The sequence below is a fragment of the Clostridium pacaense genome, from assembly GCF_020709765.2.
GTDB lineage: Bacteria > Bacillota > Clostridia > Lachnospirales > Lachnospiraceae > Enterocloster > Enterocloster hominis.
In genome coordinates, this window is record NZ_JAJFEB020000004.1 from 318,917 (window position 1) to 343,959 (window position 25,043).

At 47.2% G+C, this 25,043-nt stretch carries 24 protein-coding genes; 17 read left to right on the top strand and 7 right to left on the bottom strand.

Annotated features, from left to right (window positions below; genetic code table 11):
- Positions 1 to 25: 25 nt before the first annotated feature.
- From LK536_RS39630 to LK536_RS39640, 3 genes are all read right to left on the bottom strand, one after another.
- Positions 26 to 1,783, bottom strand: coding sequence for a DUF2075 domain-containing protein (locus LK536_RS39630; protein ID WP_227795426.1), 1,758 nt, complete (start codon positions 1,781 to 1,783; stop codon positions 26 to 28).
- Positions 1,784 to 1,800: 17 nt separating this feature from the next.
- The gene (locus LK536_RS39635; RefSeq protein ID WP_227795425.1) at positions 1,801 to 2,127 is read right to left on the bottom strand and encodes a nucleotide pyrophosphohydrolase; all 327 of its coding nucleotides are present in this window, start codon (positions 2,125 to 2,127) and stop codon (positions 1,801 to 1,803) included.
- A gap of 85 nt (positions 2,128 to 2,212) precedes the next feature.
- The gene (locus LK536_RS39640; protein ID WP_227795424.1) at positions 2,213 to 3,007 is read right to left on the bottom strand and encodes a nitroreductase family protein; all 795 of its coding nucleotides are present in this window, start codon (positions 3,005 to 3,007) and stop codon (positions 2,213 to 2,215) included.
- A 153-nt stretch (positions 3,008 to 3,160) separates the two neighbouring features.
- Between LK536_RS39640 and LK536_RS39645 the strand changes: the two genes are divergently transcribed.
- The 15 genes from LK536_RS39645 (at position 3,161) to LK536_RS39715 (ending at position 18,302) form a co-directional block, all read left to right on the top strand.
- Positions 3,161 to 3,685 (top strand): TetR/AcrR family transcriptional regulator, encoded by a 525-nt coding sequence (locus LK536_RS39645; protein ID WP_227795423.1) that lies wholly within the window; start codon positions 3,161 to 3,163, stop codon positions 3,683 to 3,685.
- Between the two features lie 149 nt (positions 3,686 to 3,834).
- Complete coding sequence (locus LK536_RS39650; protein ID WP_227795422.1) at positions 3,835 to 4,572, top strand: dihydrofolate reductase family protein; 738 nt, start codon at positions 3,835 to 3,837, stop codon at positions 4,570 to 4,572.
- Positions 4,573 to 4,706: 134 nt separating this feature from the next.
- A complete protein-coding gene (locus LK536_RS39655; RefSeq protein WP_227795421.1) occupies positions 4,707 to 5,084 on the top strand; it encodes a Fur family transcriptional regulator in 378 nt (125 codons plus the stop codon).
- Between the two features lie 108 nt (positions 5,085 to 5,192).
- Positions 5,193 to 5,756 (top strand): 6-pyruvoyl trahydropterin synthase family protein, encoded by a 564-nt coding sequence (locus LK536_RS39660; protein WP_008717331.1) that lies wholly within the window; start codon positions 5,193 to 5,195, stop codon positions 5,754 to 5,756.
- A gap of 383 nt (positions 5,757 to 6,139) precedes the next feature.
- Positions 6,140 to 6,634, top strand: a complete 495-nt coding sequence (locus tag LK536_RS39665; protein WP_008717329.1) for an ATP-binding protein — start codon at positions 6,140 to 6,142, stop codon at positions 6,632 to 6,634.
- 424 nt (positions 6,635 to 7,058) lie between these two features.
- Positions 7,059 to 9,089 (top strand): FAD-binding protein, encoded by a 2,031-nt coding sequence (locus tag LK536_RS39670; RefSeq protein WP_227795420.1) that lies wholly within the window; start codon positions 7,059 to 7,061, stop codon positions 9,087 to 9,089.
- Positions 9,090 to 9,141: 52 nt separating this feature from the next.
- Positions 9,142 to 10,686, top strand: coding sequence for an acyl CoA:acetate/3-ketoacid CoA transferase (locus LK536_RS39675; RefSeq protein ID WP_227795419.1), 1,545 nt, complete (start codon positions 9,142 to 9,144; stop codon positions 10,684 to 10,686).
- Between the two features lie 58 nt (positions 10,687 to 10,744).
- Complete coding sequence (locus LK536_RS39680; protein ID WP_008717321.1) at positions 10,745 to 11,527, top strand: enoyl-CoA hydratase/isomerase family protein; 783 nt, start codon at positions 10,745 to 10,747, stop codon at positions 11,525 to 11,527.
- A 5-nt stretch (positions 11,528 to 11,532) separates the two neighbouring features.
- On the top strand, positions 11,533 to 11,913 hold the full coding sequence (locus tag LK536_RS39685) for a cupin domain-containing protein (protein ID WP_227795418.1): 381 nt from the start codon (positions 11,533 to 11,535) through the stop codon (positions 11,911 to 11,913).
- A 44-nt stretch (positions 11,914 to 11,957) separates the two neighbouring features.
- Complete coding sequence (locus LK536_RS39690) at positions 11,958 to 12,725, top strand: 3-ketoacyl-ACP reductase (protein ID WP_227795417.1); 768 nt, start codon at positions 11,958 to 11,960, stop codon at positions 12,723 to 12,725.
- A 41-nt stretch (positions 12,726 to 12,766) separates the two neighbouring features.
- Positions 12,767 to 13,801: a TRAP transporter substrate-binding protein gene (locus LK536_RS39695; RefSeq protein ID WP_008717318.1), complete on the top strand. Its 1,035-nt coding sequence runs from the start codon at positions 12,767 to 12,769 to the stop codon at positions 13,799 to 13,801.
- Positions 13,794 to 14,270, top strand: a complete 477-nt coding sequence (locus LK536_RS39700; protein ID WP_040379608.1) for a TRAP transporter small permease — start codon at positions 13,794 to 13,796, stop codon at positions 14,268 to 14,270. Before LK536_RS39695 ends, LK536_RS39700 begins: the two co-directional genes overlap by 8 nt.
- Before the next feature lie 13 nt (positions 14,271 to 14,283).
- A complete protein-coding gene (locus tag LK536_RS39705) occupies positions 14,284 to 15,588 on the top strand; it encodes a TRAP transporter large permease (RefSeq protein WP_008717315.1) in 1,305 nt (434 codons plus the stop codon).
- Between the two features lie 15 nt (positions 15,589 to 15,603).
- On the top strand, positions 15,604 to 17,145 hold the full coding sequence (locus LK536_RS39710; protein ID WP_227795416.1) for an acyl CoA:acetate/3-ketoacid CoA transferase: 1,542 nt from the start codon (positions 15,604 to 15,606) through the stop codon (positions 17,143 to 17,145).
- A gap of 158 nt (positions 17,146 to 17,303) precedes the next feature.
- Positions 17,304 to 18,302, top strand: coding sequence for a LacI family DNA-binding transcriptional regulator (locus LK536_RS39715; RefSeq protein WP_227795415.1), 999 nt, complete (start codon positions 17,304 to 17,306; stop codon positions 18,300 to 18,302).
- 44 nt (positions 18,303 to 18,346) lie between these two features.
- Here LK536_RS39715 and LK536_RS39720 read toward each other — a convergent pair whose 3' ends face one another.
- Positions 18,347 to 19,117, bottom strand: coding sequence for a MurR/RpiR family transcriptional regulator (locus LK536_RS39720; RefSeq protein WP_227795414.1), 771 nt, complete (start codon positions 19,115 to 19,117; stop codon positions 18,347 to 18,349).
- A gap of 233 nt (positions 19,118 to 19,350) precedes the next feature.
- On the opposite strand from LK536_RS39720, the gene LK536_RS39725 reads away from it, so the two are divergent.
- Both LK536_RS39725 and LK536_RS39730 read left to right on the top strand, forming a co-directional pair.
- Positions 19,351 to 20,958, top strand: a complete 1,608-nt coding sequence (locus tag LK536_RS39725; protein WP_227795413.1) for a PTS transporter subunit EIIC — start codon at positions 19,351 to 19,353, stop codon at positions 20,956 to 20,958.
- A gap of 11 nt (positions 20,959 to 20,969) precedes the next feature.
- On the top strand, positions 20,970 to 22,298 hold the full coding sequence (locus tag LK536_RS39730; protein ID WP_227795412.1) for a 6-phospho-alpha-glucosidase: 1,329 nt from the start codon (positions 20,970 to 20,972) through the stop codon (positions 22,296 to 22,298).
- Positions 22,299 to 22,390: 92 nt separating this feature from the next.
- Here the strand turns inward: LK536_RS39730 and LK536_RS39735 are convergent, their stop codons facing one another.
- Genes LK536_RS39735 through LK536_RS39745 form a run of 3 tightly spaced genes read right to left on the bottom strand, consistent with a single transcriptional unit; the run spans position 22,391 to position 24,855 of the window.
- Positions 22,391 to 23,569, bottom strand: a complete 1,179-nt coding sequence (locus LK536_RS39735) for an iron-containing alcohol dehydrogenase (protein ID WP_227795411.1) — start codon at positions 23,567 to 23,569, stop codon at positions 22,391 to 22,393.
- A 32-nt stretch (positions 23,570 to 23,601) separates the two neighbouring features.
- Complete coding sequence (locus tag LK536_RS39740) at positions 23,602 to 24,054, bottom strand: PTS sugar transporter subunit IIA (protein WP_227795410.1); 453 nt, start codon at positions 24,052 to 24,054, stop codon at positions 23,602 to 23,604.
- Between the two features lie 15 nt (positions 24,055 to 24,069).
- Positions 24,070 to 24,855, bottom strand: coding sequence for an N-acyl homoserine lactonase family protein (locus LK536_RS39745; RefSeq protein WP_227795409.1), 786 nt, complete (start codon positions 24,853 to 24,855; stop codon positions 24,070 to 24,072).
- Positions 24,856 to 25,043 lie beyond the last annotated feature (188 nt).

A 25,043-nucleotide genomic window follows, 5' to 3' on the forward strand; every position in this document is an offset into this window, starting at 1 on the left:
ATTGTTCTGCAGCCATGTTCAGGCTCTATTTAATCTCCAGAGCTTTCTCCATGTAATCTTGAAACGCATCATTATGCCAAAAACCCAGACGGATCCCATCAATGCCTCTGGTTAAAAGAACATAATAGATATTCAGCACAAAAAGAGTGAATTCAAATCTGTTTTCCTTAATATCCATTTCTTCCGCTGTAAACGTCCCGTTGGTGTTATAGAAATTATCTGGATTGCCGACAAGCCTGCCATATGTATCTACCTGAAGGTCATTGCCAATCAAAACGCCAACCTTGTTTAAATCGATGCCCTGCACTGCAAAAACAGAGCCTATCTGATCCTGCGCATCGGCATCTTTGCTGTTAATCCAGTTTTCCTGCGTAGAATTCCATCTGCGGGCAATATCCCCTTCATACCAGTGTTTAATGCTGGGGTCCTTGCCGTCGCTTTGTCTCCAATCCTCAGCCAGGCCAGCCAGTATTCTGTTGATATGTTCAGGATTGAAGTTCATATCCTCATCCAGCCAATCAATAAGATGATGAAGAGGCTGCTCGGTAAAATAACCAAAATATGCATCGGGGCTGCTGTCACGAAACAGCTCCCTGTTAAAATCGGGATTGAAGTTTGTAAGTGTTGAATCCAGAAGTCCGGTATCTTTATAAAGAAGATACTTTATGCCATTTATATAGTCGTCTGAAGTGTATGCTTTTCCTTTTGGGGCATTAATCCGGAACTGGGTCGTCAAAAATTTCCGTTCATAGTTTGCAGTCAAGCTCTGAAACATCTCTCTGGTAACATTGGCGGGGCGGATAACCTGCAGCACATCATACATGAGAATGACTTGTTTTCCCAGTCTTTGAAGGATTTCAAGATGTGAGGAGCAATCGCTGAATTCCGGGATGTTATAAACCGCATTGAAAGACGGATGCTGTTTGCCATATTTTCTGGACATTTTGTGCGACTCATCTACAATGATGATATCGTATCTTTCCTGGGATGTAATCAGTTTGGTTGATGTCAGTACGGATAAGCGGCTGGAGTTCATTCCATACACTTTAAAGATGGCGGAACCGGTCTTTTCCCAGTTTGGCTGCACTACCACGCCTATTCTGGCATCTGGACGGTTATTTAAAGCACTGGCGGCCAAATGTGTAAGAAGTACAGTCTTTCCCGTGCCTGCATCTCCATTAATGACATAATTTTTATCATGATCATGCAGGATCTCACTGATCAGGGCACCCTGCTCGTCTGTTAGGATTTTTATGGGGCTATACTTAACAAGCTCCCGTGTCCTTAGTTCATCCAGTGTCGGTGTGGTCACCCATCCTTTGGGAAAGAGTGTGGTTTCCCACAACGGAAGGACAACCTGCGATGCAACATTTTCTCTTCCATAATACTCGTTTACACTGTTGCCGCCAGTCCTGTTAATTACTTCATCCTGATCGAATTCAACGGTATTTTTTGATATTTTAGCGTAATCTGCTGTAAAATAAGTAATCAGCTGGCTTTCAACATCATCTAGTGCAGACCGGTTAAAGTATTGTGAGAAAATCACAATGACCTGATTAAAATCTGCGTTGTTAAACTTTTCCTCATTCCCGCAATAATGCTGCTTATGCCTGTCAAGGAAATGGATGGTCTGACCGATATAGACCTTCTGAGGTTTCGTTCCATGGTAGATATAAATAGCATTTTGAAGCCGCAGCGCCTTCTGCTCCGCATCACTTTTTTCTGCTAAATCTATCAGTTCCCCATTTTTTATTTTTAAATTGATTACATTATATTTGGCCATTGATATTCCTCCGGCTATTACAGTTTATCATATTTTGTGGATATACCTTTTGCCTTGTCCACAGGATATTTCTTTTCAGTCTTGTCCATTTTTGCATTTACGATATCAATCAGATCCACACCCAGAACCTGTGACATCTGAATACAGTAATTTGTAACATCGGCCAATTCTTCCAAAACATCTGAACGGTTAAATTCAGTATCATTCCATTGAAAACACTCTAACAGTTCACCTGCTTCAATGACAATCGATTTTGCAAGGTTGGATGGCGTATGAAACTGATTCCAATCCCTATCCTTGTTAAACCTGCTGATCCTATCGCTGAGTTTTTCTAATCGTTCCATGCTTTTACGCCCTTTCTGCTTTTTATTTTCACACGACCTCAACTAAATGGTTCGGATAAATAAAACTATTTTCCCATTATATCATTTATTTGGACATTTTGAAATGAAAATGCCGTACGGAAGCAGCCTCCTTTTGTGCGGTCTGGTGATAGGTTACGCCGGAATAGCCTAGAACCAATGTCATGACAACCTTTTCCCCGCGCTTTAATCCAAGCATCCTGCGCAAAGAACGGGAGTGGTTTGCGGCCATGGAGAAAAAACCGCTGTATAACACGCCTAAACCGCAGGACTCAGCCATAAGCGCCATGTCAGCGGCGGCAAGGGCGCCGTTTATCTGGCCGCGTGATACAATGGCTATGGCTGCAGGGGCTTTCTTAAAGAAGAAATGCTCATCGATTACCGTCCGTTTCGCCACCGGGCTAACCAGCTTCATGAGCGGAAGAATCCGCCGGAATAACCGTACCGCCGGTTGCTCGAACCGATTGATTCCATCCTGCAGCACGATATATGATACGTCCTGGGCATTCTTTCCGGTAGGTGTCAGGCGCCCGGCCTCGATGATCTGGGCTATCAGTTCAGGCTCCACCTGTTGTTTTGTAAATTGCCGGATGCTTCTGCGTGTCCTCAGTGCGGCAAGCAGCTCCTGTGGGTTCAATGTGGCTGGCTTTCCAATCTCTATTGGCGGTTCGTCAAAGCCCGTCATGGTGACAGCGGCTTTTGGGCAGATTGCCACGCAATGGCCGCACATGATACAGGACTGTGTGAGAATCTTTGCCTTCTTGTTTTCTATCTGGATGTTGCCCGCAGGGCAATCCCTTTTGCACAGGCCGCATCCAATGCATGTTTCAGGATTAATCCGGATTATATGTTTGTTTTTCAATTTAATCTACCTCCATTTATATAATGCAGAACGATTTGTGATAGTATATACTTCTCTTGACAAAGCTGACATGCTTTAATATGATACATATTGTATCACAATTGGCTTTGAAGTCAATTGGCCAACCTGAGACAAAAGGAGGCGTATTGTATCATGGATAAGAGAAAGGCAGCCAATAAAAGGGTAAAGGACCGTTTATTTACCGCTCTGATTGAGTTTGCAGGGCATAAAGACTGGTCAAAGTTAACCGTCACTGAGCTGATTGAAAAATCAGGCGTGGCCCGCGCGTCCTTTTACCGCAACTTTAAGTCCGTGGAGGAACTGATAGACTATGGAATCCAGCAGATGGCCCTGCGTTACCATGAGGGGAAAGGGGATTCAAATGAGGATTTCCGCAGCCGCGGGGCAGTGCTGTATAAATTCCGTTTTTATCAGGAAAATGCCGGACTTGTCTTGGCATTCCATCATGCGAAGGTGTCAACCACGCTGCTGGATGTGATTACTGACTGCGAAATCGAAGCCCACGGCGATATGCCGGTCAGTTCCATATCGAAGTATGAGCTGTACTATTTTTCAGGGGCATTTTATAACATGATGCTCTGCTGGCTGGAAAACGGTATGAAAGAAGGGCCGGAGGCAATGGCAGATGAGTTCCTGCGGATCGTGAACAATGGATGATAGGGGGGTTTGAACATCAAAACCTATAAAAACCTTAAAAAATATTGACTTGGACCTGACTCCAGGTGGTATAGTCTGATTGAACCTGTATATGAAACTTATCAGGCTGCAATTTACGAAAAATTTTATCGTCAGGAGGATGATTAAGAATGGACAGACCATATATTTTCTGCCACATGATGACATCGCTGGATGGCAAGATCATGGGCAATTTTATGGAAATGCCGGAATCCGGACCGGCTGGAGATGCTTTTTACCAAATCGCTTTTGGCAAGGAACCCAAATATCAACATCAGGGGTGGCTGTCAGGGCGGGTTACCACGGATGACAATTTTACCATGTACCGCAAACCAGTCCTGGAGGAACATGCGCCACAGGTCCCGGAGGGGGATTTTGTTGCTGAAGAAGCGCCGATGTACTATGTTTCCATTGACCCGTCCGGCAGACTTGGCTGGGAAAAGAATTCGCTGGCCTACATCGACACCACCGCCCATGTGCTGGAGGTCCTGACCGGACAGGCATCCAATGCATATAAAGCATTTCTGCGGAAACTGGGTATTTCCTATATCATTGCAGGAAAAGAAACACTGGATTATGATGAGGCCCTGATGAAATTAAAGCATTTATTTGGAATTGAGACACTGATGCTGGGTGGGGGAGGTGTGCTGAACTGGTCCTTTATCCAGGCGGGAATGTGCGATGAAATCAGTGTGGTAATCGCTCCCTGTGCGGATGGTTCCACCAAGACGCAGACATTGTTCCAGACAAAGGAAGGACTGAGCACGGATGAGCCGGTCGGTTTTACGCTGAAAGGCGCCGATGTGCTTACAGGGGACGCTGTATGGCTCCGCTATCTTGTAAAGTCCGCCGGTAAGAAGGAAAAATGAACCGGATAAAAGAGGCGGTAAGCCAGATGCATTTCCATTCAGCCCACTATTATTTCTATCAGTTTACTATTGACATATGGTTCTTATTAGGATATAATCCTAATAAGTAATAAATACTATTAAGGAAATGGATTATGATTAACAGAAATACAATACAATGTTCAATGGTATTAGAAGCAGTGAACAAACTGCAGTGTCACGCTACTGCGGTTGAGGTATATGATGAGGTCGCCAGGGAATATCCCAATATAAGCAGAGGCACCGTGTATCGGAACCTGAACCGCCTTTCCCAAATCGGGAAGATACGGAAGATAGAGATACCGGGAGCAGCAGACCGTTTCGACCACCGTTGTCAGGAACATTATCATATCCTATGTGAAAAGTGTGGAAGGGTTTTTGATGTGGACATGGATGTCATCGAAAATCTGTATCAAAAAATCAGGGATACCCATGGGTTTGAATTTACAGGCTGTGATATTATTTTCAGGGGAATCTGCCCGGAATGTAAATGATGATCCGTAAGTTTTAAAGCCTGCTGTGCCCTCCACCTACAATTGCTGCGAATGCAGGCCCGGATGAGGAGCCTGTAAATTATAAATCGCATGAAAAGGAGACGAAATATGAGAAGTATCACAACACTCGACCTTCAGTACGCACACAGGTTTTTTGGGTTTAAAGGAGAAGCACAGTATCTGCACGGACACACGGGGGTTCTGACCATTGAAGTGGAGGATTCCATCGAACCAGGTGTTAACATGGTTTTCCCATGCAATGAAATCCAGAAGACTGCCTGGGAAGTCCTGAAGAATTTTGACCATGCACTGATTTTAAGGGAGGACGACCCGCTGCTTCCCGCCATCCTCAAGGTCTATGAGGAACAGGGAATCAGGGACGGCGCCCCGACCAACAAGATGAAAGGCCCGGCGTTCAAGACAGAGCTTGCCACCGCCTATCCCGAGTGCCGCCTGGTGGTAACAAAAGAAACCATGACAGTGGAAGGCATGATTAAGATTGTATATGACCTTCTGAAGGATAAGCTGAATATTGCAAAGATTACCTTCAGCAGCGGCGTCAATGCTGCAACCCAGGAATACCAGCCTTCCAGGACCATTGAACGCTGTCCGTTATGCGGTATCGCATTAAACGAAAACGGTGTCTGCCCTAAGTGCGGATACAGGAAGTAAAGGGATGGCATCCATCGGACAGGGTATGGTTATTTAAATCAATCATTTTATAAATCAATCCAAGGCAGCGGCACCGTATGGTGTGGCTGCCCTGTTCCATGTCTGGATTTTTATATCTGGATGTTTGTTCTTGTTGTGGACGCAGAACTTTTATTATAGTAAACTGAACTTAGTGGGGCGTTGGAGTTGACGGGGCTATCGGTATCTGGCCGGATGGGGCACTGGGATGAACGCTTAAAAACAGGGATGGATTTAAGAACGTGATTGACCTTGTTGGAAAGGAGATATCGGCGCCGGAGGAGTTGTGATATCGAAAATGGAATACGGAAATTGTAATATGGAAAATCATCCGATGGCACTGGAACAATAGAGGGAAAAGCATTATGAAAAGGCTATATATAATTGGCGGAACCATGGGAGTGGGAAAGACAGCCACTTGCCGGGTCCTGCAGAAAAAGCTGGATGACAGCGTCTTCCTGGACGGTGACTGGTGCTGGGATATGCATCCTTTCCAGGTGACGCAGGAAACAAAGAAAATGGTACTGGAGAATATAACATTCCTCCTGAATAACTTTATCCGTTGTCCTGCCTATGGGAATATCATATTCTGCTGGGTGATGCATGAACAGGATATCATAGATGATATTTTGTCACGGTTGGATATCTCCCAATGCACGGTCCATACCGTGTCACTTATATGCAGTGAGGAAGCCCTGCAAAAGCGCCTGCAGAGGGATGTGGATATGGGAATCCGCACAGCGGATGTGATTTTGCGAAGTCTGGAGAGGGTGCGGCTGTATGATACATTAGACACGGTCAGGATTGATGTATCGGATGTTTCGCCGGAACAGGCAGCGGAGCTGATCCTGAAGCTGTGAGCCGGGGGCAGAGACTTGTGCTGGGGGAAGAAAATGTTTAAGTGTGGTTGATTTCTGATAAACTGCCCTCATATAGGACAATGCAATATTAAAGTCCTATATGAGGGCAGTTTTATGTCCGGAAAAGTTATGCAGGCTTTATGGAAAATTTCAAGGTTGTTTGAAATCACCTTGCGGAATGGGCAGGCATGGAACAGGTGACAAGTTAAATGCGGTTACATGAAAGAACGAAGAAAACGATTTCATAAACATATTGCATAGAAACTAGAAGGAAATCAGTTGAAAACAATACAAAAAATGTGCATAATTTATAAAAATGCATAAATATATAAAATGATATTGACGTTTATAAATAAAAGTGATATCCTGAAAACATAAAGACAACGATTGCACAAACGATTTCACAAGAAAGGGGAAAAATTGGATGAAACAGGAAACTATCTGTATGGACGGAAAGGATTATCCGCTGCACCGGATCCAGACCATCATTATAGGCAGCGGGGCGGCTGGGCTGAATGCAGCGGTGTCGCTTTACAAAGAGGGGCAGCAGGACATTGCAATCGTGACTGAGGGGAAAATGATGGGAACATCCCGGAACACGGGCTCAGATAAGCAGACCTATTACAAGATGACCACCTGCTCAGGGGAGGCTGACAGCGTACGCCAGATGGCGCAGACGCTATTTGACGGGGAAGCTATGGATGGGGACCTGGCTTTGGTGGAAGCCGCTTTATCGGTAAGGGGGTTCTTCCATCTGGTGGATATCGGGGTGCCATTTCCCTGCAACGGGGCAGGAGAGTACATAGGATATAAAACAGACCACGACCCATTCAGGCGGGGAACATCAGCAGGGCCCCTGACATCAAGATTCATGACGGAAGCGCTGTGGCATGAGGTGGAACGGTACTCCATCCCTGTATTTGACGGATACCAGGTGATTGAAATACTGACGGAGAAGACAGGCGATGGGAAACGGGCAAGGGGCGTCCTTGCAGTGGATGTAAGGGCATCAGGGCCAGGGCAGGTATACGCTGTCTTTTCCGCGGAGAACATTGTTTATGCCACGGGCGGGGAAGCAGGGATGTATGAAACATCCGTATATCCGGTCAGCCAGACTGGCGGACTGGGAACCGCGCTGAGAGCAGGGGCAAAAGGGAAAAACCTGACGGAATCACAATTCGGTATTGCATCTACCAGGTTCAGATGGAACCTGTCCGGGACATACCAGCAGGTCATTCCAAGGTATGTTTCCACGGAGCAGGATGGAAGCGGGGAACGGGAGTTTCTGGACGGGTACTTTGACTGCCCGGAGCATATGTTGTACGCCATCTTCCTGAAAGGGTACCAGTGGCCTTTTGATCCGAGAAAAACCAGGGACCATGGTTCCTCCCTCATTGATATCCTGGTTTATCAGGAGATGACATTAAAGGGGAGACGGGTGTTTCTGGATTATCGAAAGAATCCGTCCTGCAGCGAGAAGGATGGACGGTTTCAGACTGCACTTCTGCATCCGGAGGCATATGGGTATCTGGAAAGCTCCGGAGGTCTGCAGGATACGCCTATTAAACGGCTGGAGCATATGAACCCTGCGGCAATCGAACTGTACCGAAGCCACGGAATCAATCTTCATGAGGAAAAACTGGAGATTGCAGTGTGCGCGCAGCACAATAACGGAGGTCTGTCCGGCAATTGGTGGTGGGAGAGTAACCTGAAACATTTCTTTCCGGTGGGGGAAGTCAATGGAAGCCATGGCGTGTACCGGCCAGGCGGAAGCGCCCTCAATTCCGGCCAGGTGGGCAGTATGAGGGCGGCTGCGTATATTGCACACTGTTATCAGGAAAAGCCTCTGTCTGGTGAGGGAATAAGGGAATTATGCGGAGGGCAGATCCTGGCTGCAATTAAGTTTGGGGCCAGGGCGTTGGCAAAACAGGATGCGGTATTGGATCTTAGGGAGGAACGCAAGGCGCTGGGCATGAGGATGTCCCGATATGGGGCGCATATCAGGTCTTACGAAGGAATACGGACAGCGCTGATGGAAAACAGGATTCAGAGACAGAGGATTGAAACCTCCGGTATCAATAGTCCCAGTGATTTAAAGCATTACTACAGGCTGCGGGATCTGCTTGTGAGCCAGAAGGCATACCTGGAGGCCATGGAGGATTACATCGCCCACGGAGGTAAGAGCAGGGGGTCCTATCTGATTTACGATGAGCATGGAGATAAACCTTCGGAGAAGCTGCCGGAATGCTTCCGTTCCCTTTTGGAACAGCATGGGATGTCTGGACTGATACAGGAGCTGGAGTATTACCAGGACACAAGCAGGATAAGCTGGAGGGATGTGCGGCCCATTCCGGAAGATGACTGCTGGTTTGAGGCAGTATGGAAACGGTACAGGGAAGGTGAATATTTTAAAGGTAATAAGGCTGGGGCTGGCTATCTGCAGAAGCAGCCATAAGGGATTTGGTGTCACTGCGATGACAACGATTTCATGAAAGGAGAAAGAGAAGATGAGCAAATTCATGTCGGCCAAAGAGGCGGTAAAACTGATTAAAGACGGTGATAGCATAGCCGTATCAGGCAACGGGGGAGGGATTATGGAACCGGATGCTTTGTTTGAGGCATTGGAGGACCGCTTTTTAGGTGAAGGCAGTCCCGGGAACCTTACCCTTACCCATTCTGCGGGAATTGGTGATAAGGACAGAGGCGGTATCAGCCGCTTTGCCCATGAAGGGATGGTTAAGCGGGTAGTGGGGGGACATTGGGGATGGTCACCGAAAATGCAGCAGATGGCCAATGATAATAAGATTGAGGCATATAACCTGCCCCAGGGAATCATAGCCCTTCAGTACCGTGAGATTGCAGCAAAACGTGTGGGGGTGGTCACACAGACCGGTCTTAAGACATTTGTGGATCCGCGTGTATCGGGAGGAAAACTGAATGATGTCACAAAGGAGGATTTGGTAGAGCTGGTTACCATGGATGGGCAGGAATGGCTGCGCTATAAAACCTACCCGGTGACGGTTGCACTGATCCGCGGAAGTATCGGTGATGAGGAAGGAAATATATCACTGGCTTATGAACCGGCTTATCTGGAGGCGCTGGCCATTGCCCAGGCCGTACATAACTGCGGAGGCATTGTAATCTGCCAGGTGAAGTATGCAGCTAAGGCAGGTTCCCTGGACCCCAAAGATGTCCGGATTCCCGGAATCCTGGTGGATGCGGTGGTGGTCCATCCGGGACAGATGCAGACAATAGAGGGGGAATATGATCCTGCACTGACTGGTGATGTGAGGATGCCGGTAGAAAGCATGGTCCCCATGCCCTTAGACCAGCGTAAGGTGGTGGCCAGAAAGGCTGCCATGGAACTCAGCAAGGGCAGCGTGATTAACCTTGGATTCGGTATGCCGGACGGTGTGGCAAGGGTTGCGGCAGAAGAAGGGATTGAAGGGTATGTGAAGATGACGATTGAGCAGGGAATCATCGGCGGCGTGCCTGCAGGCGGGGCGATATTCGGCGTGGCTTATAACTCTGAGTCAATGATTGACGGTCCTTCCCAGTTCGACTTTTACAGCGGAGGCGGGCTTGATATGACCTGTCTTGGACTGGCCCAGGCTGACAGCCATGGAAATGTGAATGTGAGCAGGTTTGGCCCCACCATTGCAGGCTGCGGGGGCTTCATAGACATATCCCAGACAGCCAAAAAATGTGTATTCTGCGGAACGTTTACGGCAGGCGGTCTGAAAACGGAAATAAAGGATGGGAAGCTTGAGATTCTTCAGGAGGGAAAGCATAAAAAATTCCTGAAGGATGTGGAACACATTACATTCAGCGGGGATTATGCAAGGGAGACCGGACAGAGCGTACTTTATGTAACGGAGCGGGCTGTTTTTGAGATGACGGAAGAAGGTCTTGTGCTAAAGGAAATCGCTCCGGGAGTGAATCTGGAAAAGGATATACTGGGGCAGATGGATTTCGTGCCCCTGATGCCCCGGGAACCGCAGCTGATGGATGAACGGATTTTCATGACAGGCCCCATGGGACTGGACAGATGATTGTTAAGACGAAAAAAGCAATGCAGCCAATTACATTATAAACAGGAGGTTAAGTACTATGATGGAAGGAATCAGTTTGGAAAAAAAGGAAGGTTATGCAATATTGTCCGTGGACATACCACAGACCAGGAATGCCCTCAGTGTTCCGATTGTGGAGTATATGGATACCCTGGTAGATTCGGTAATCGCGGATAAGGACATTCATTGCCTGGTTATTACGGGTGGCGGTGAGAAATCCTTTGTGGCGGGAGCCGACATTGCAAAGCTGGTGAAAATGTCCCCGGAAGAATCCAGATATTCCATTGAGGTTGGTCATAAGCTGTTTTCCAAGATTGAAACCATGGATATTCCGGTTGTGGCCGCAATCAACGGATATTGCCTGGGAGGCGGTCTGGAAATCGCCATGTGCTGTGATATCCGGATCTGTTCCGCTAATGCCAGGTTCGGCCTGCCTGAAATCAATATCGGTATGATTCCGGGCTGGGGAGGAACCCTGCGCCTGCCGAGACTGATTGGGGAAAGCAGGGCTAAGAATATGCTGCTGCGCGGCAAGATGATCACTTCCCAGGAAGCGCTTGATTATGGCCTGGTGGCGGAGGTTTATGAAAATGTGGCGGTCATGAGGGAAAAAGCAGGGGAGCTTGCTGTCGAGCTGGCGTCGAAAGCGCCCATTACCATGAAAATCGATAAACGCCTGGTATACGATGCAGCAAACAGACAGCCCACGGATATTGCCCAGAGGGATGCGCTGGCCCTTGGATTTGTATATACCACGCACGATGCAATTGAAGGGCTGACAGCATTCCTTGAAAAACGCCCGCCAAAATATGAAGGGAGATAAAAGTTATGAAAAAGGTAAATGTGTTTACGGAGATTGAAGGAACTGAGTTTCCGGCAGGAAGAAGGACAAGGGTAGTTATTGGAGAAAACGGAGCAATCAACGGGGATTATTTTTGCCAGGGATATGTGGTAATTTATCCGGGAGGCACTATCCCGCTTCACGATCATGTGACGGTAGAGACTTACACCATATTAAAAGGACAAGGCGAAATGACTGTGGATGGCGAGACGGAAGCGGTACAGGAAGGAGATGCCATTTATATTGAAAGCGGTAAATCCCACGGACTGGTAAATACCGGGACGGAGGACATGCATATGATGTTTGTCTACGCGCCTAAGATGATTGCAGAACATTGGGCCCAGGAGACTGCCGGTGAATTGAAATGAGGCATAATGGCGGAACAAGAAGAAAATAAAAGGAGGCAGGTACAATGAAGAAGACAGCAATTGTAACTGGAGGAAGCAGAGGGATAGGATACGGCATTGTCCGTCAGCTGGGACTGGACGGCTATCGTATAGCCATCCTGGATGTGAACAATCCCCAGGACTATAAGGATAGCCTGGAAGAACTGAATCGGCTTGGAATCGACTTCCTATATGTCCAGGGAAGCACCACGTCACAGGAAGACAGGGAGGTGTTTCTGCAAAAAACGGTAGAAAAATACGGTGATATCGATGTTCTGGTGAATAATGCAGGTGTTGCGCCAAAAGTGCGCCAGGATCTGCTGGAAATGACGGAAGAGAGCTTTGACTATGTGGTGGGCACCAATACGAAAGGGACCATGTTCATGACCCAGCTGGTGGCAAAACAGATGCTGAAGCAGGAGGTGAAGGGGAGACGCCGCGGCGTAATCGTGAATATCAGTTCCAGTTCCGTGACCGTGTCCTCCACGAACAGGGGGGAATACTGCGTATCAAAGGCAGGCGTGGCCATGCTGACCACCCTGTACGCCGACCGCCTGGCAGCTGACGGCATACAGGTATATGAAATCCGTCCGGGCGTGATTGAGACGGATATGACAAAAGTGGTCCATAAGAAGTATAGCGACCTCATTGAGCAGGGGGGGTTCCCTATCGCAAGATGGGGAACGCCGCAGGATATCGCAGATGCGGTCAGCGCATTCTGCAGTGAAAAGTTCATTTACAGCACAGGCAACTATATTGATATTGACGGCGGATTCCATATTAAGAAACTCTGATTCACTTATCTGGATCAAATCAGTATAAAGGAGAGGGATATATGAGAGTAGTAAAAACAGCGGCGGTATGGATACTGGGCATGGCAATGGTGGCAAGCCTTGCCGGATGCAAGGCCATAGGAAATGGAAAACGCATTATCAGGGTATCCAACGGACAGCCCATGACGCATCCTGACAACATCGGCTTACTGGCTTTTAAGGAATATATAGAGAAAAACCTGGGAGATAAATACGAGGTGCAGATTTTTCCCAATGAGCTTCTTGGCTCTTCCCAGAAGGCCATTGAGCTGGTGCAGACGGGAGCCATTGATTATGTAGTGAGCAGCACAAGTAACCTGGAGACATTTGATAATATCTATCAGATATTCAGTCTTCCTTATCTGTTCCGCGGCATGGAAGGATTTGACGCTGTGATGAAGGATGACGGTTTTATGAACAGTATCTACGAATCCACGGATGAGTCCGGGTTCCGTGCGGTGGCATGGTATGCCGCGGGCGTCAGGAATATTTATACCACAAAACCGGTTTATACGCCGGATGACTTAAAGGGTATGAAAATCAGGGTTCAGGCCAGCCCTACAAATGTCAGGATGATGGATTTAATGGGGGCGGCAGCCGTGCCAATGAGTTATGGGGAGGTTTATACTGCCATACAGCAGGGAGTGATTGACGGCGCGGAAAACAGTGAGATGGCGCTTACCACCATGAAGCACGGGGAAGTTGCAAAATATTATACATATAACCAGCATCAGATCGTGCCTGACCTGCTGGTGGCAAACTTAAAGTTCCTGGAGGGATTATCACCCGAGGAGCGGAAAATCTTTGACGAAGCGGCCAGGATCAGTACAGAGGTAGAGGTTCAGGCGTGGGATGAACAGATTGAGGATGTAAAGAAACAGGCGGAAGAAATGGGGGTCGAGTTCATCGGGACTGATATGGAACTGTTCAGGCAGAAGGTACTGCCTTTGCATGAAGAAGTGTTAAACGATAATCCCAGGCTGGTGCCCATTTATGATTCAATCCAGTCTATCCAGAATGCAGCTTTGGACGGGGAAGAAAGGAGCCGGAATGAATAAGTTGAAAAAAACCATGGACCAGATACTGAGCGCAGTGTGCGCCGTCATGTTCAGCTTTATGACCGTGATTGCGGTGTATCAGGTGGTGACGCGCTATGTGTTTAACAATCCAAGTTCATTTTCAGAAGAGCTTTTAACCTACAGTTTTGCATGGATGTCCATGTTCGCCGCCACCCTGGTATTTGGGGAGCGGGACCATATGCGCCTGGCGTATTTTGCAGATAAGCTCACGGAGAAAAAAGGGATTATGCTTGCTGTGGCAACGGAGTGCGTGATACTCATATTTACTATATTGGTGTTGATATATGGAGGTATATCCATAACCAGGCTTACCATGACCCAGGTAACGGCATCCCTAGGCATTCCTATGGGATATGTGTACAGCATCATGCCTGTCAGCGGGGTACTGACAGCTATCTACAGTATCATCAACATATCAAACCTGTGCAGGCAGCTTAAGGCACAGTAGAAAGGGAATTCATATGAGTATAGCATTATTTTCAGGCCTGATCATAGCCATTGTCTTAATTGTCATGCTGCTTGCAGGCGTCCCCATTGCGGTTTCCCTGGGTATCTCGTCCATTCTGGCGATTCTCCCCACACTGAATTTTGGAGCCACTGTGCTGACAGCCACCCAGCGTATCTTTTCCGGTATATCCATTTTTACATTGTTGGCCATTCCGTTTTTCATCTTAGCCGGAAATATCATGAATAAAGGCGGTATCGCAATCCGGCTGATTAACTTCGCAAAGGTCCTTACAGGACGTGTCCCAGGTTCCCTGGCCCATACCAATGCAGTGGCTAATATGTTGTTCGGAGCCATTTCAGGCTCCGGTGTGGCGGCGGCATCTGCCATGGGATCGATAATCGGCCCGGTGGAAAAGGAAGAGGGCTATGATGATAACTTTGCCGCGGCTGTCAATGTGGCCACGGCGCCCACAGGTCTTCTTATTCCGCCCAGCAACGTGCTGATTACATATTCCCTTGTGAGCGGCGGGACATCAGTGGCTGCATTGTTCATGGGAGGTTATATCCCCGGCATCCTGTGGGGGGCTGCATGCATGGCGGTGGCATTTTTTTACGCCAAAAAGCATGGCTACAAAAGCTCTGTCAGGCTGACCTTTAAGGAAGCGATGATTGTTGTATGGCAGGCTGTGCCAAGCCTGTTGCTGATCATCATTGTAATCGGAGGCATTATCGCAGGCGTGTTTACTGCAACGGAAGGTTCCGCCATTGCAGTGGCGTATAGCCTCATCCTTTCCCTTTTCATTTACAGGACAATTGATCTGAAGGAACTGGTCCATATCCTCATAGACAGCGCTAAGATGACAGGTATCATCATTTTCCTGGTGGGGGCGTCCAATATCATGGCCTGGGTCATGACATTCACGGGAATCCCCGAGGCCATCTCCTCGGCATTGCTGGGAATCAGCAAAAGTCCGGTTGTTATTTTACTGATCATCAATATTTTCCTGCTGTTTGTGGGAACGTTCATGGACATCACGCCGGCAGTTTTGATTTTTACCCCTATTTTCCTGCCAATCTGCCAATCCTTTGGAATGAGCGCACTGCAGTTCGGTATTATGATTACCTATAATCTGTGCATAGGAACCATAACCCCGCCTGTTGGCAATATCCTGTTTGTTGGTGTTAAGGTGGCAAAGGTTAAACTGGAAGGTGTCATAAAACCTCTCCTGTCTTACTATGCAGTTATTTTTGCGGTGCTTATGCTGGTAACCTTTATTCCGGCAGTGAGCACGTGGCTCCCCGGTCTGGCCGGATATTAATGGAAGGGGAAAGCCATGGATAAGCGGATGAGCGCATCAGAGGCAGCAGCCCTTATAAAAGACAATGCATGTGTCTGGCTGGCTGCGGGAGGTGGAGGAATCAATGAACCGTCATATTTTCTGAAAGCGCTGGAATCGCGTTTTTTGGATACGGGACATCCATATGGCATGACCTTGTGCCACAGTGCGGGAGTTGGCGATAAACAGGGCGGCGGTGTGGACCGCTTTGCGCATGAGGGGATGGTAAGGAAAGTAATAGGAAGCCATTGGACCTGGTCCGTGAACATGCAGGAGCTGGCAAGAAGGGAAGTAATCGAGGCGTATGTGCTTCCACAGGGGACAATGACTCAATTGACAAGGGAGATAGCAGGTGGGCGTCCCGGCGTGATTACAAAAACCGGACTTGGAACCTTTGTGGACCCCAGGGTCGAGGGCGGATCCATGAACGGATGTTCCCATGAACAGTTAGCGGAGCTGGTGGATATCAAGGGGGAGGAGTATCTTTTATATCCTTCTTTTCCCATTGACGTGACGATTATCAGAGGCACTACGGCAGATGAAGAAGGAAACCTGACCTTTGAACAGGAAGGAATCCTGCCGGAAAGTCTTTCCGCTGCCCAGGCGGCTAAGAATTCAGGCGGTATCGTCATTGCACAGGTTAAGCGCATAGTAAGGAAGGGTACTTTGAACCCTCTCTTAATACGGGTTCCCGGTTTCCTCATCGATGCCATCGTGCAGGACCCAGGCCAGCGCCAGTCCCTTCTGACCGGATATGATCCGGCATTGTCGGGAGAGTGCAGGATTTCTCTTGAGGATAAGCTAAAGCCCATGCCCTTAGATGAACGCAAGGTCATTGCCCGCCGGGCCGCCTTGGAAATCAGGGAAAATGCTGTCGTGAACCTGGGCTTTGGCATGCCGGCGGGAGTTGCTTCCATCATCAGGGAAGAAGGGGCGGACGGCCTTATGAAGCTTTCCGTAGAACAGGGAATCACAGGAGGGATTCCGGCTTCCGGCAGCAATTTCGGCCTGGTCTATAATCCTGAGGTAATCCTTGAGGAACCGGCACAGTTTGACTGGTACGATGGAGGCGGACTGGATATTGCTGTTTTATCATTTGCTGAATTTGACCGGGAGGGTAATGTAAACGTCAGCCGCTTCGGTGAACGTGTAAACGGGGTGGGAGGGTTCATCAATATATCCCAGTCCGCAAAGCAGGTCATATTCGTAGGGACCCTGACAGCCGGCGGGCTGGAATGTGATATCGCGGACGGCCGGATACAGATTAAAAAAGAGGGGCGGATAAAAAAGGCAGTTGTTAAGGCTGCACAGATAAGTTTCAGTGCTGAATATGCGCTGCAAAGAGGGCAGGATGTAATGTATGTAACAGAACGCGCCGTATTCCAGCTTACGGGCAATGGGGTCGTATTGAAGGAAATTGCCCCTGGTATGGATTTGGAGCACGATATTCTGCGGAACATGGAATTCAGTCCCATCATTCCGGATGGTATATGCCATATGCCGGAAAGGATATTCAGCCGGAAAAAATTAGGATTATAAGATGCATACATCGCCGGAAACAATCGTGTTAACCGGCGGTGTATTTCTGTTTAGGACGTGTATTGTTCCTTAAAAGTGAATTTTGCAGCATGTGAGCTTGATTTAGGGAAGGGTTTTGGTATATAGTAATGTATAACCGGAATATGAGGGGGAAGATCATGAGCACAATCAAAGAGGTTGCAAAGTTAGCCGGAGTGTCACCGAGCACGGTGTCCAGAACCCTGTCCAACAGGATATTCGTAGAGGAAGAAACACGCCAAAAGGTATTAAAGGCAGTAGAGGAATTAAATTACAGACCCAGCATCATGGCAAAAGCGCTCCGGGAAGGCAGGACGTATACCATTGCATTGCTGGTTCCTGATATTAACAGCCTGTATTATCCCATGATTATGAAAAGCGTTGAAAAGTATGCCACGCAGAATGGGTATTCAATCATTCTTTGTAATAATAATGAGAGTATTGAATGTGAAAAACGGAATCTGGAAATGCTGGGGAGCCGGGGAATCGATGGGGTCCTATGCATGAGCGTTGAGGATGACATCCGTCATCTGCTGTGTTTCCAAAAGGAAAAAAAGGTGCCTATCGTGCTTATAAACAGGGATTTTACAGAGGATATCAGCTGTATCTCCGTAGACAATGAATACGGTGGATATCTCATGGTTAAATATCTTTTGGATATGGGGCACAGAAAGATTGCGGGAATGTTCGGGGATTTCAGCAGGCAAAGATTCAGGGAGCGGTATAATGGGTGTAAAAGAGCCATGGAGGAATATGGGGTAGAAAACTATAAAAAATATTTTATCTATGATGTCAATACCATAGAGGAGGCTTACAGGCGTGCGCAGGAAGTGATGTTAAGGGAGGACAGGCCTACTGCATTTTTTGCAAGTTTGGATATATTGGCCATTGGGATATATAGCGGGATAAGTGGGAATGGGTTTACTATACCGGGAGATGTTTCCGTGGCAGGGTTTGATAATATATTCATGACGGAGTACATGATTCCCCCGCTGACTACTTATAATGCCCCAATTGACCGCCTGGCGGAAGAGAGTGTGCGGTGTTTGATACACCAGATAGAAGATGGGGCGGCCGCCAGCCGTATTCTCATGAAGGGGGAACTGATAGAAAGGAAGTCGGTCTGTGCCGTCAGATAAAAAGATGGAATGCTGGTTTGTAAAAACACGCATTCCATCTTTTTTTACCCCGTGGTTTCTTTGTTCTCCAGCCCAAAACGCACATATTCCCGATAGAGGATATCCTGAACAATATTCAAGGTGGGATAGGATATCCTTTTGGGCTTCAGGTTTGGGGTCAGTGATGTTGACTGGTAATACAGATTATAGGGGGTAAAGGTGGACAAATCATTTTTATTAAAGTTAGTAATGGATATAATCGGGATATCAAGCAGCTTGAGGGTGTGTATACTTTCAACGTAGTCTTTGATATCCCCGCTATAGGAAGCGATGAGTATGATATCGCCCTGTTTCATAAAGGATATCTGTGTATCAAGTTCCTGTTTTGCAGGAATCAGGAAAATGCTTTTGTCGCAGGAGACCATGTTATGGGCAAAATCCTGGAGTGCGTTCTGCTGCCGGAAGCCGATACCAAATCCATAAATCCGTTTGGCATTATATAACAGTGTTAAAATCGGATTTAAATCAACCTGCTTCATCAGTTTCATGGTGGCCTGTATATCCTTTTCTAAAAGCTCTATCAGATTACTGCCTTCTGTGGGCATATTACCGGGATTCTGCCCTTTCAGCAGGAATTTAAACTCACTATATCCCGAAAACCCCAGTTTTTTCATGGTGCGGACAATGGAAGCAGTGGAGATGGAACATTCAGATGAGAGCCGGCTGATATTCATGTTCGTGCACTCCTTCTTATGCTGCATGACGTAGTTCAGGACAATCATGTCATTGCTGTTCAGGTTTTTATAATATTGATTGATAAGGGCTTCTAAGTTCAAAGAGGTTCCTCCTTTATGAAACTGACGGATAGAAAAGGGTTTTTATAATTATAACATTTTCAAACATAGTTGTAAAATTTTTCACTATTTGAAAAAATATACAGAATTTGACTGAGTATACAGAAGGCGGCTGGATTATTGCATGTATGATAGTACTTATGCTATGATGCATTTACAGCATCAGAAGTAATCCGGAGTGCGGCTGATGAATAAAAATGGAGAGGCAGGATGTCATGAAAGGGGAAAGAAATAAAAGTGTCATGAAGTCGTTTCAGAAAATAGCAAAAGCATTTTTGATTCCAGCGTCATTGATTGCAGCGGCTTCTTTGGTCATGGGGTTATCATCATTTTTTACAAATGAATTAATTATTGAACAGATTCCGGCATTTGGAAATTTTTGGATACAATATATTGCGGGACTGGTCAATAAAGCGGGCAGCATTGTCATGTCCAATCTTCCGGTCATCTATGCAGTTACGCTGGCTTCCGCCCTTTGCGACGGGGACAGGGAGTATGCGGCATTTGCCGGGTTGATGGGATATATTGCCTTCATGGCGGGAATGAATGTGCTGTTAAACAAATTTCCTGCAGTAAGCGCCATGTATCCGGAAAAAGCGCTGACTACCGTATTCGGGATTGAAACTGTGAATGTGGGGATGTTTGGCGGTATGCTGGTGGGGATTGTGGTGGCAGTTCTTCATTCCAGGCTGAGACATGTAAAATTCCCAACGGTATTATCATTTTTCCAGGGATCCAGGTTTATACCCTTTGCAAGTACGCTGTTGTTTGTGGCGGTGGGTCAGGTATTCCCGTTTGTGTGGGTATGGTTTTCAAAAGGAATCAATGCGCTGGCCGGAGGAATCAGTAATTTAGGGATGTTTGGTCCTTTTGTTTATGCGACAGTGGAGAAGCTGTTGATTCCCACCGGCCTCCATCAGATCTGGAATGCCGTTATCCGTGATACGGCGGTATCCGGAATCTATACGTTTGGTTCCGGCACGGTAATTGAAGGCGCCCGGCCGGCATTCTTCCAGTATCTTGTAGAAGGGATGCCGGAAGGCGCCAGACTGGTAGACATCGTGAAATTCTTAAGGGGAGGCCAGATCCCCATGATGATGTTTGCCCTTCCTGCCATTGCCCTGGCTATTTACCAATGTGCGGACAAGGATAAAAAAGCGGCAATCAAACCTCTGCTTATCGCAGGTGCGTTTACAGCGTTCTTTTCCAATATATCTGAGCCGGTTGAATTCTTATTTATATTTGCAGCATTTCCGCTCTATGTGATTTATTCACTTTTAAACGGTCTCAGTTATATGCTTTTATATGCCTTTGGGAGCGAGGTGGGCGGCATTACATCCAGTGTCATTGGTTTTATCCTCTATGGTCCCATGCGTCCGGGGTCCCAATGGTGGTGGATCCTGATTGTAGGAGCCATAGAAGGCCTTATCTGCTATTTCCTGTTCAAATGGTGGATCATTAAGTTTAATGTAAAAACACCGGGACGGGGAGAAGATAATGAAGAAGCCCTGGCCTTTGCAGCAGAAGTAGGGGGTGTCAGGCTTGATGCACCTGTGAAATCGCTGCAATCGAAAGCAGTGGCAATTATAGAGGGGCTGGGTGGAAAGGGGAATATCGTGGATTTGGATTCCTGTATGTCCAGACTGCGTGTAGAACTGCAGGATGGCACCAAAGCCAATGATGCGTTATTGAAATCCACAGAATGTTCCGCTATTGTGCGGCCAGGCCAAAATACCATACAGGTAATATATGGGTTGAAGGTGGGCGAGATACGTAAGGCTGTGGAACGGGAGTTAAAAGAAGAAATCAGAAAGAAAGTGTGAGGTAGATAATTATGAAGAAGTCATCAGTTTTAATCGCAGGAGGCGGAAGTACCTATACGCCGGCAATCGTTAATATGTTAATCGCTAATCTGGACCGTTTTCCGATACGCAAATTAAAATTTTACGATATTGACGGGGAGCGGCAGAAAATCACGGCGGATGCCTGTGCCATTATCTTAAAGGAAAATGCGCCGGAGATTGAATTTTTGGCGACTACGGATCCTGAGACAGCATATACGGATGTGGATATTGTAATGGCGCATATCCGTGTTGGAGGCCTGCCCATGCGCGGCCTGGATGAAAAGATATCCCTGAAACATGGCCTTGTAGGACAGGAAACCTGCGGCCCTGGCGGAATTGCCTACGGTATGCGTTCCATAGGCGGTATGATTGACAACATAGATTATATGGATAAATATTCTCCTGATGCATGGATGTTGAATTATTCCAATCCGGCCTCCATTGTGGCGGAAGCCTGCAGGGTGTTAAGGCCGAAGTCCAAGGTCATTAATATCTGTGACATGCCCATCGGTCTGGAGGACCGGATGTCAAAGATGATTGGCCTTCCGTCAAGGAAGGATATGATTGTCCGGTACTTTGGACTGAATCATTTTGGCTGGTGGACCCATATTACCGACAAGGAGGGCAATGATTTAAAGCCGGCAATCATGAAGCATATTGCGGAAAAGGGATATGTGGTGGACGAATCTGAGTATGCCTATGATAACAGGGAAAGCTGGAAATATTCCCACATGAAGGCAAGGGACCTTGTAAGGATAATGCCGGAATACATACCAAATACGTATCTTAAGTATTATCTGTTCCCTGATGATGAGGTCTCCCATGCGGATCCGGAATATACACGGGCCGATGAAGTGATAGACGGAAGGGAGAAAAGTGTATTTTCAGCCTGCAGGGAAATCGCGGCCAAGGGAACTGCCAAAGACAGCCTGATCCGAAAGGATAATCATGCTACGTTTATCGTGGATTTGGCCTGTGCATTGACCACAAACACAAAGGAGCGGATGCTTTTAATCGTGGAGAACAAGGGAGCTATCAGTAATTTCCCCTCGGATGCAATGGTGGAGATACCGTGCCTTGTGGGGAAAGACGGTTATGAACCTCTTGCCGTTGGCAAAATCCCCACATTCCAGAAAGGGCTTATGGAGGAACAGGTAGCCGTGGAGAAGCTGGTGGTGGAAGCATGGGTGGAAGGCTCCTATCTGAAGCTGTGGCAGGCCCTGACCCTGTCAAAAACAGTGCCGGGTGCTAATAAGGCAAAAGAGGTTTTGGATGATTTGATAACTGCCAATAAGGGATATTGGCCGGAACTTAGATAACATGCGGGCGTATGGTGTTTAGCAGGAAGAGGGTTGTTTGAAAGGTATTTCAGACAACCTTCTTCCTGTATCATCTTCCTGTATCAGGATGTTTATCTGGACATCCGGTATATGTTCATTACATCATCTTTATAGAGCGTCTGGAAAAATCCTACATGTCCTCCCCCGGTAGCAACACATTTATCTGCCATCTCATTTATCTGCTCTTCAGTTGGGGAAATGCCAAGTTCCTTCATGGACGTGGGCATCCCGATTTTATGGCACCAGTCTTCCCAGGCCTCGATTCCTTTTAGCGCGGTCTCCTCAAGGTCATGGTAGTTCAGGGGGACGGAGAATATGCGGGAAGCAAACTGGGCAAAGCGGGCCACATCTGTTTTATATACGTAGCGTGCCCAACTGCCCCAGATTGCGCAAAGGCCGGCGCCGTGGGTTACATCAAACATCCCGCCCATTTCATGTTCAATCTTATGGGAGGCAAAATCGGCCGTGCGCCCGGTTCCGGTAAGGCCGTTGTGCGACAGGCTTCCGCCCCACATAAGTGTGGCCCTGGCTTCATAGTCATGGGGACAGCGAACTGCTTTTACCGTGGCTTCTTTGATTGCAACCATCAATCCCTCCGCCATGCGGTCAATCAGGTCCACGTCCGGCGTTGTGGTAAAATACCGCTCCATCGTATGCATCATGATATCAGCTCCCCCGCTGGCAGTCTGGTAAGCAGGCAGGGTATAGGTCAGCTCCGGGTTCATGATGGCAAACAGCGGTCGGGCGCAGTCATGGTTATAGGCCCGCTTGAGCCACCCCTTTTCTATGGTTATGACAGAGGAATTACTGGTTTCCGAGCCGGTGGCAGCTATGGTGGATATACAGCCTATGGGTGCAATCCTGTCTGTCTGGACCCGGCCCATATAGAGGTCCTCCAGATCAAAATCATTGGCCAGGCCATATGCAATCGCCTTGGCAGAATCAATGGGGCTTCCTCCGCCTATAGGCAGGATGAAATCCACATCTTCTTTCCTGCAAAGTTCCACTCCCTGCCTCACCAGCCCCATCCTGGGATTTGGGACGACACCGTCTAAATCCACATAGGATAAACCGCTGTCAGTCAGGCTTTTGTGTACCCGCTCCAATGTTCCGTTCTCCTGAAGATATGTGCCGCCAAAATGTATCAGCACTTTCTTGTATCCTCTGGACTTAATTTCCTGTCCAACCAGGTTCTCCGCATTTTTACCGAAGATGACTTTGGTTGGGGTGTGGAATTCAAAATTAATCATTATGTAACCCTCCTGGTTTTAAAATATTGTGTTTATGCAACCAACTTAAATGCGGCCCTTAAGTCTTCTATGGTATTGGCTGCTTTTAATGCGTCCCTGAAATCATCATCCATCAAACCGGCAGCCAGGGAAGATAACATTTTCAGGTGGACATTATCCGGGGTATTAGGGGCAGCCAGCATGATTACATAATCTACAGGCTCATCGTCAAGGGATTCCCATTCGATTTTGCCGGCTAACTTTATGAGCGCGAAACCGGCCTGGTTCACGGAATCATCCTTACAGTGAGGGATTGCAATTCCCATCCCGATTCCTGTTGCACATTCTTTTTCCCGTTCCAATACGGCATTGATATATTTTTCCTTATTGTTTATCTTTCCTGATTCATACATAAGCTGGGCTCCGGCATGAATCACGTCATTTTTTGATTGGGCATCAAAGCTGAATTTCACCAGATGCTCATCAATCATTGCAGTCAAGTCCATGATAATCCTCCTCTTTTAATCTGTGAATTCTTTGTCGTACAGCCGGAACTGGTCTGGATCATGGCCGAAAATCAAAGTGGCGTCATATTCCTTCTGCATTTTTTTAATGAGTTCCAGTTCCCTGTAAAATTCTTCGTCTGATTGATTGATGGTTCCACCTGGCGGAAGTCCTTTTTCAAAGGATTCCCTGGTATAGATTGCATCAGATGTAAACAGGAAATTTCCGTGATGCACTGTTTTAAGGATCATACCCAGAACACCTGGCGTATGACAACGCTGGGTAAACAGGATTAAGTCGTCGGCCAGGGCAAGTGTCCCGTTTACAGGATGGTAGGTAATACCCTGTCTGCCGCATATGGTCTGCATGGTGTAAGCCCCTGTATCTTCCATGGCGTTTACGATGTAGAATGCTTCCCTGGCATCGTCCTCATTTACTATGATTCCATTTTTTCCTGCTTTTGTACCGTCAAAATAAGGTAATCCGCCTGTGTGGTCCATGTGGAGATGGGAAATGATGACACGGTCAATATCATGAACCGTCAACCCGTTTTCAGCCAGTTTTTCCTTGATTGTTATGACTTCGGGTACAGGATAGACTTTTTTGGCATGGGCTGAATAAATTTTATCGCCCAACTCAAAATTGCCTGTATCATATAGGATATTCCCCAGGACAGGATGCTTAATCAGGACAGATAACATGGGGGAATGTATCATTTCCTCCTTGTCATCTGTTCGTACCAGACAGTCTTTCCTACATAAGATATGCCCCAGATAGAGCATCTTAAATTGAAGGCCCTTCATGGTATTCCTCCTTTTTTTCATTTCAGGACAGGTTTGTAACACGCCCTGACTCTGATTATAACAATCCCAATGGATTTGAACAGTCAAATATATTCCCCAGAATGGTGAAGCGGAATTTAACATAAGGGTACTTGAGGCGGGAAGTACAGGTATATGGTTCTGCCGGATACCCACAATTTCCTATATAA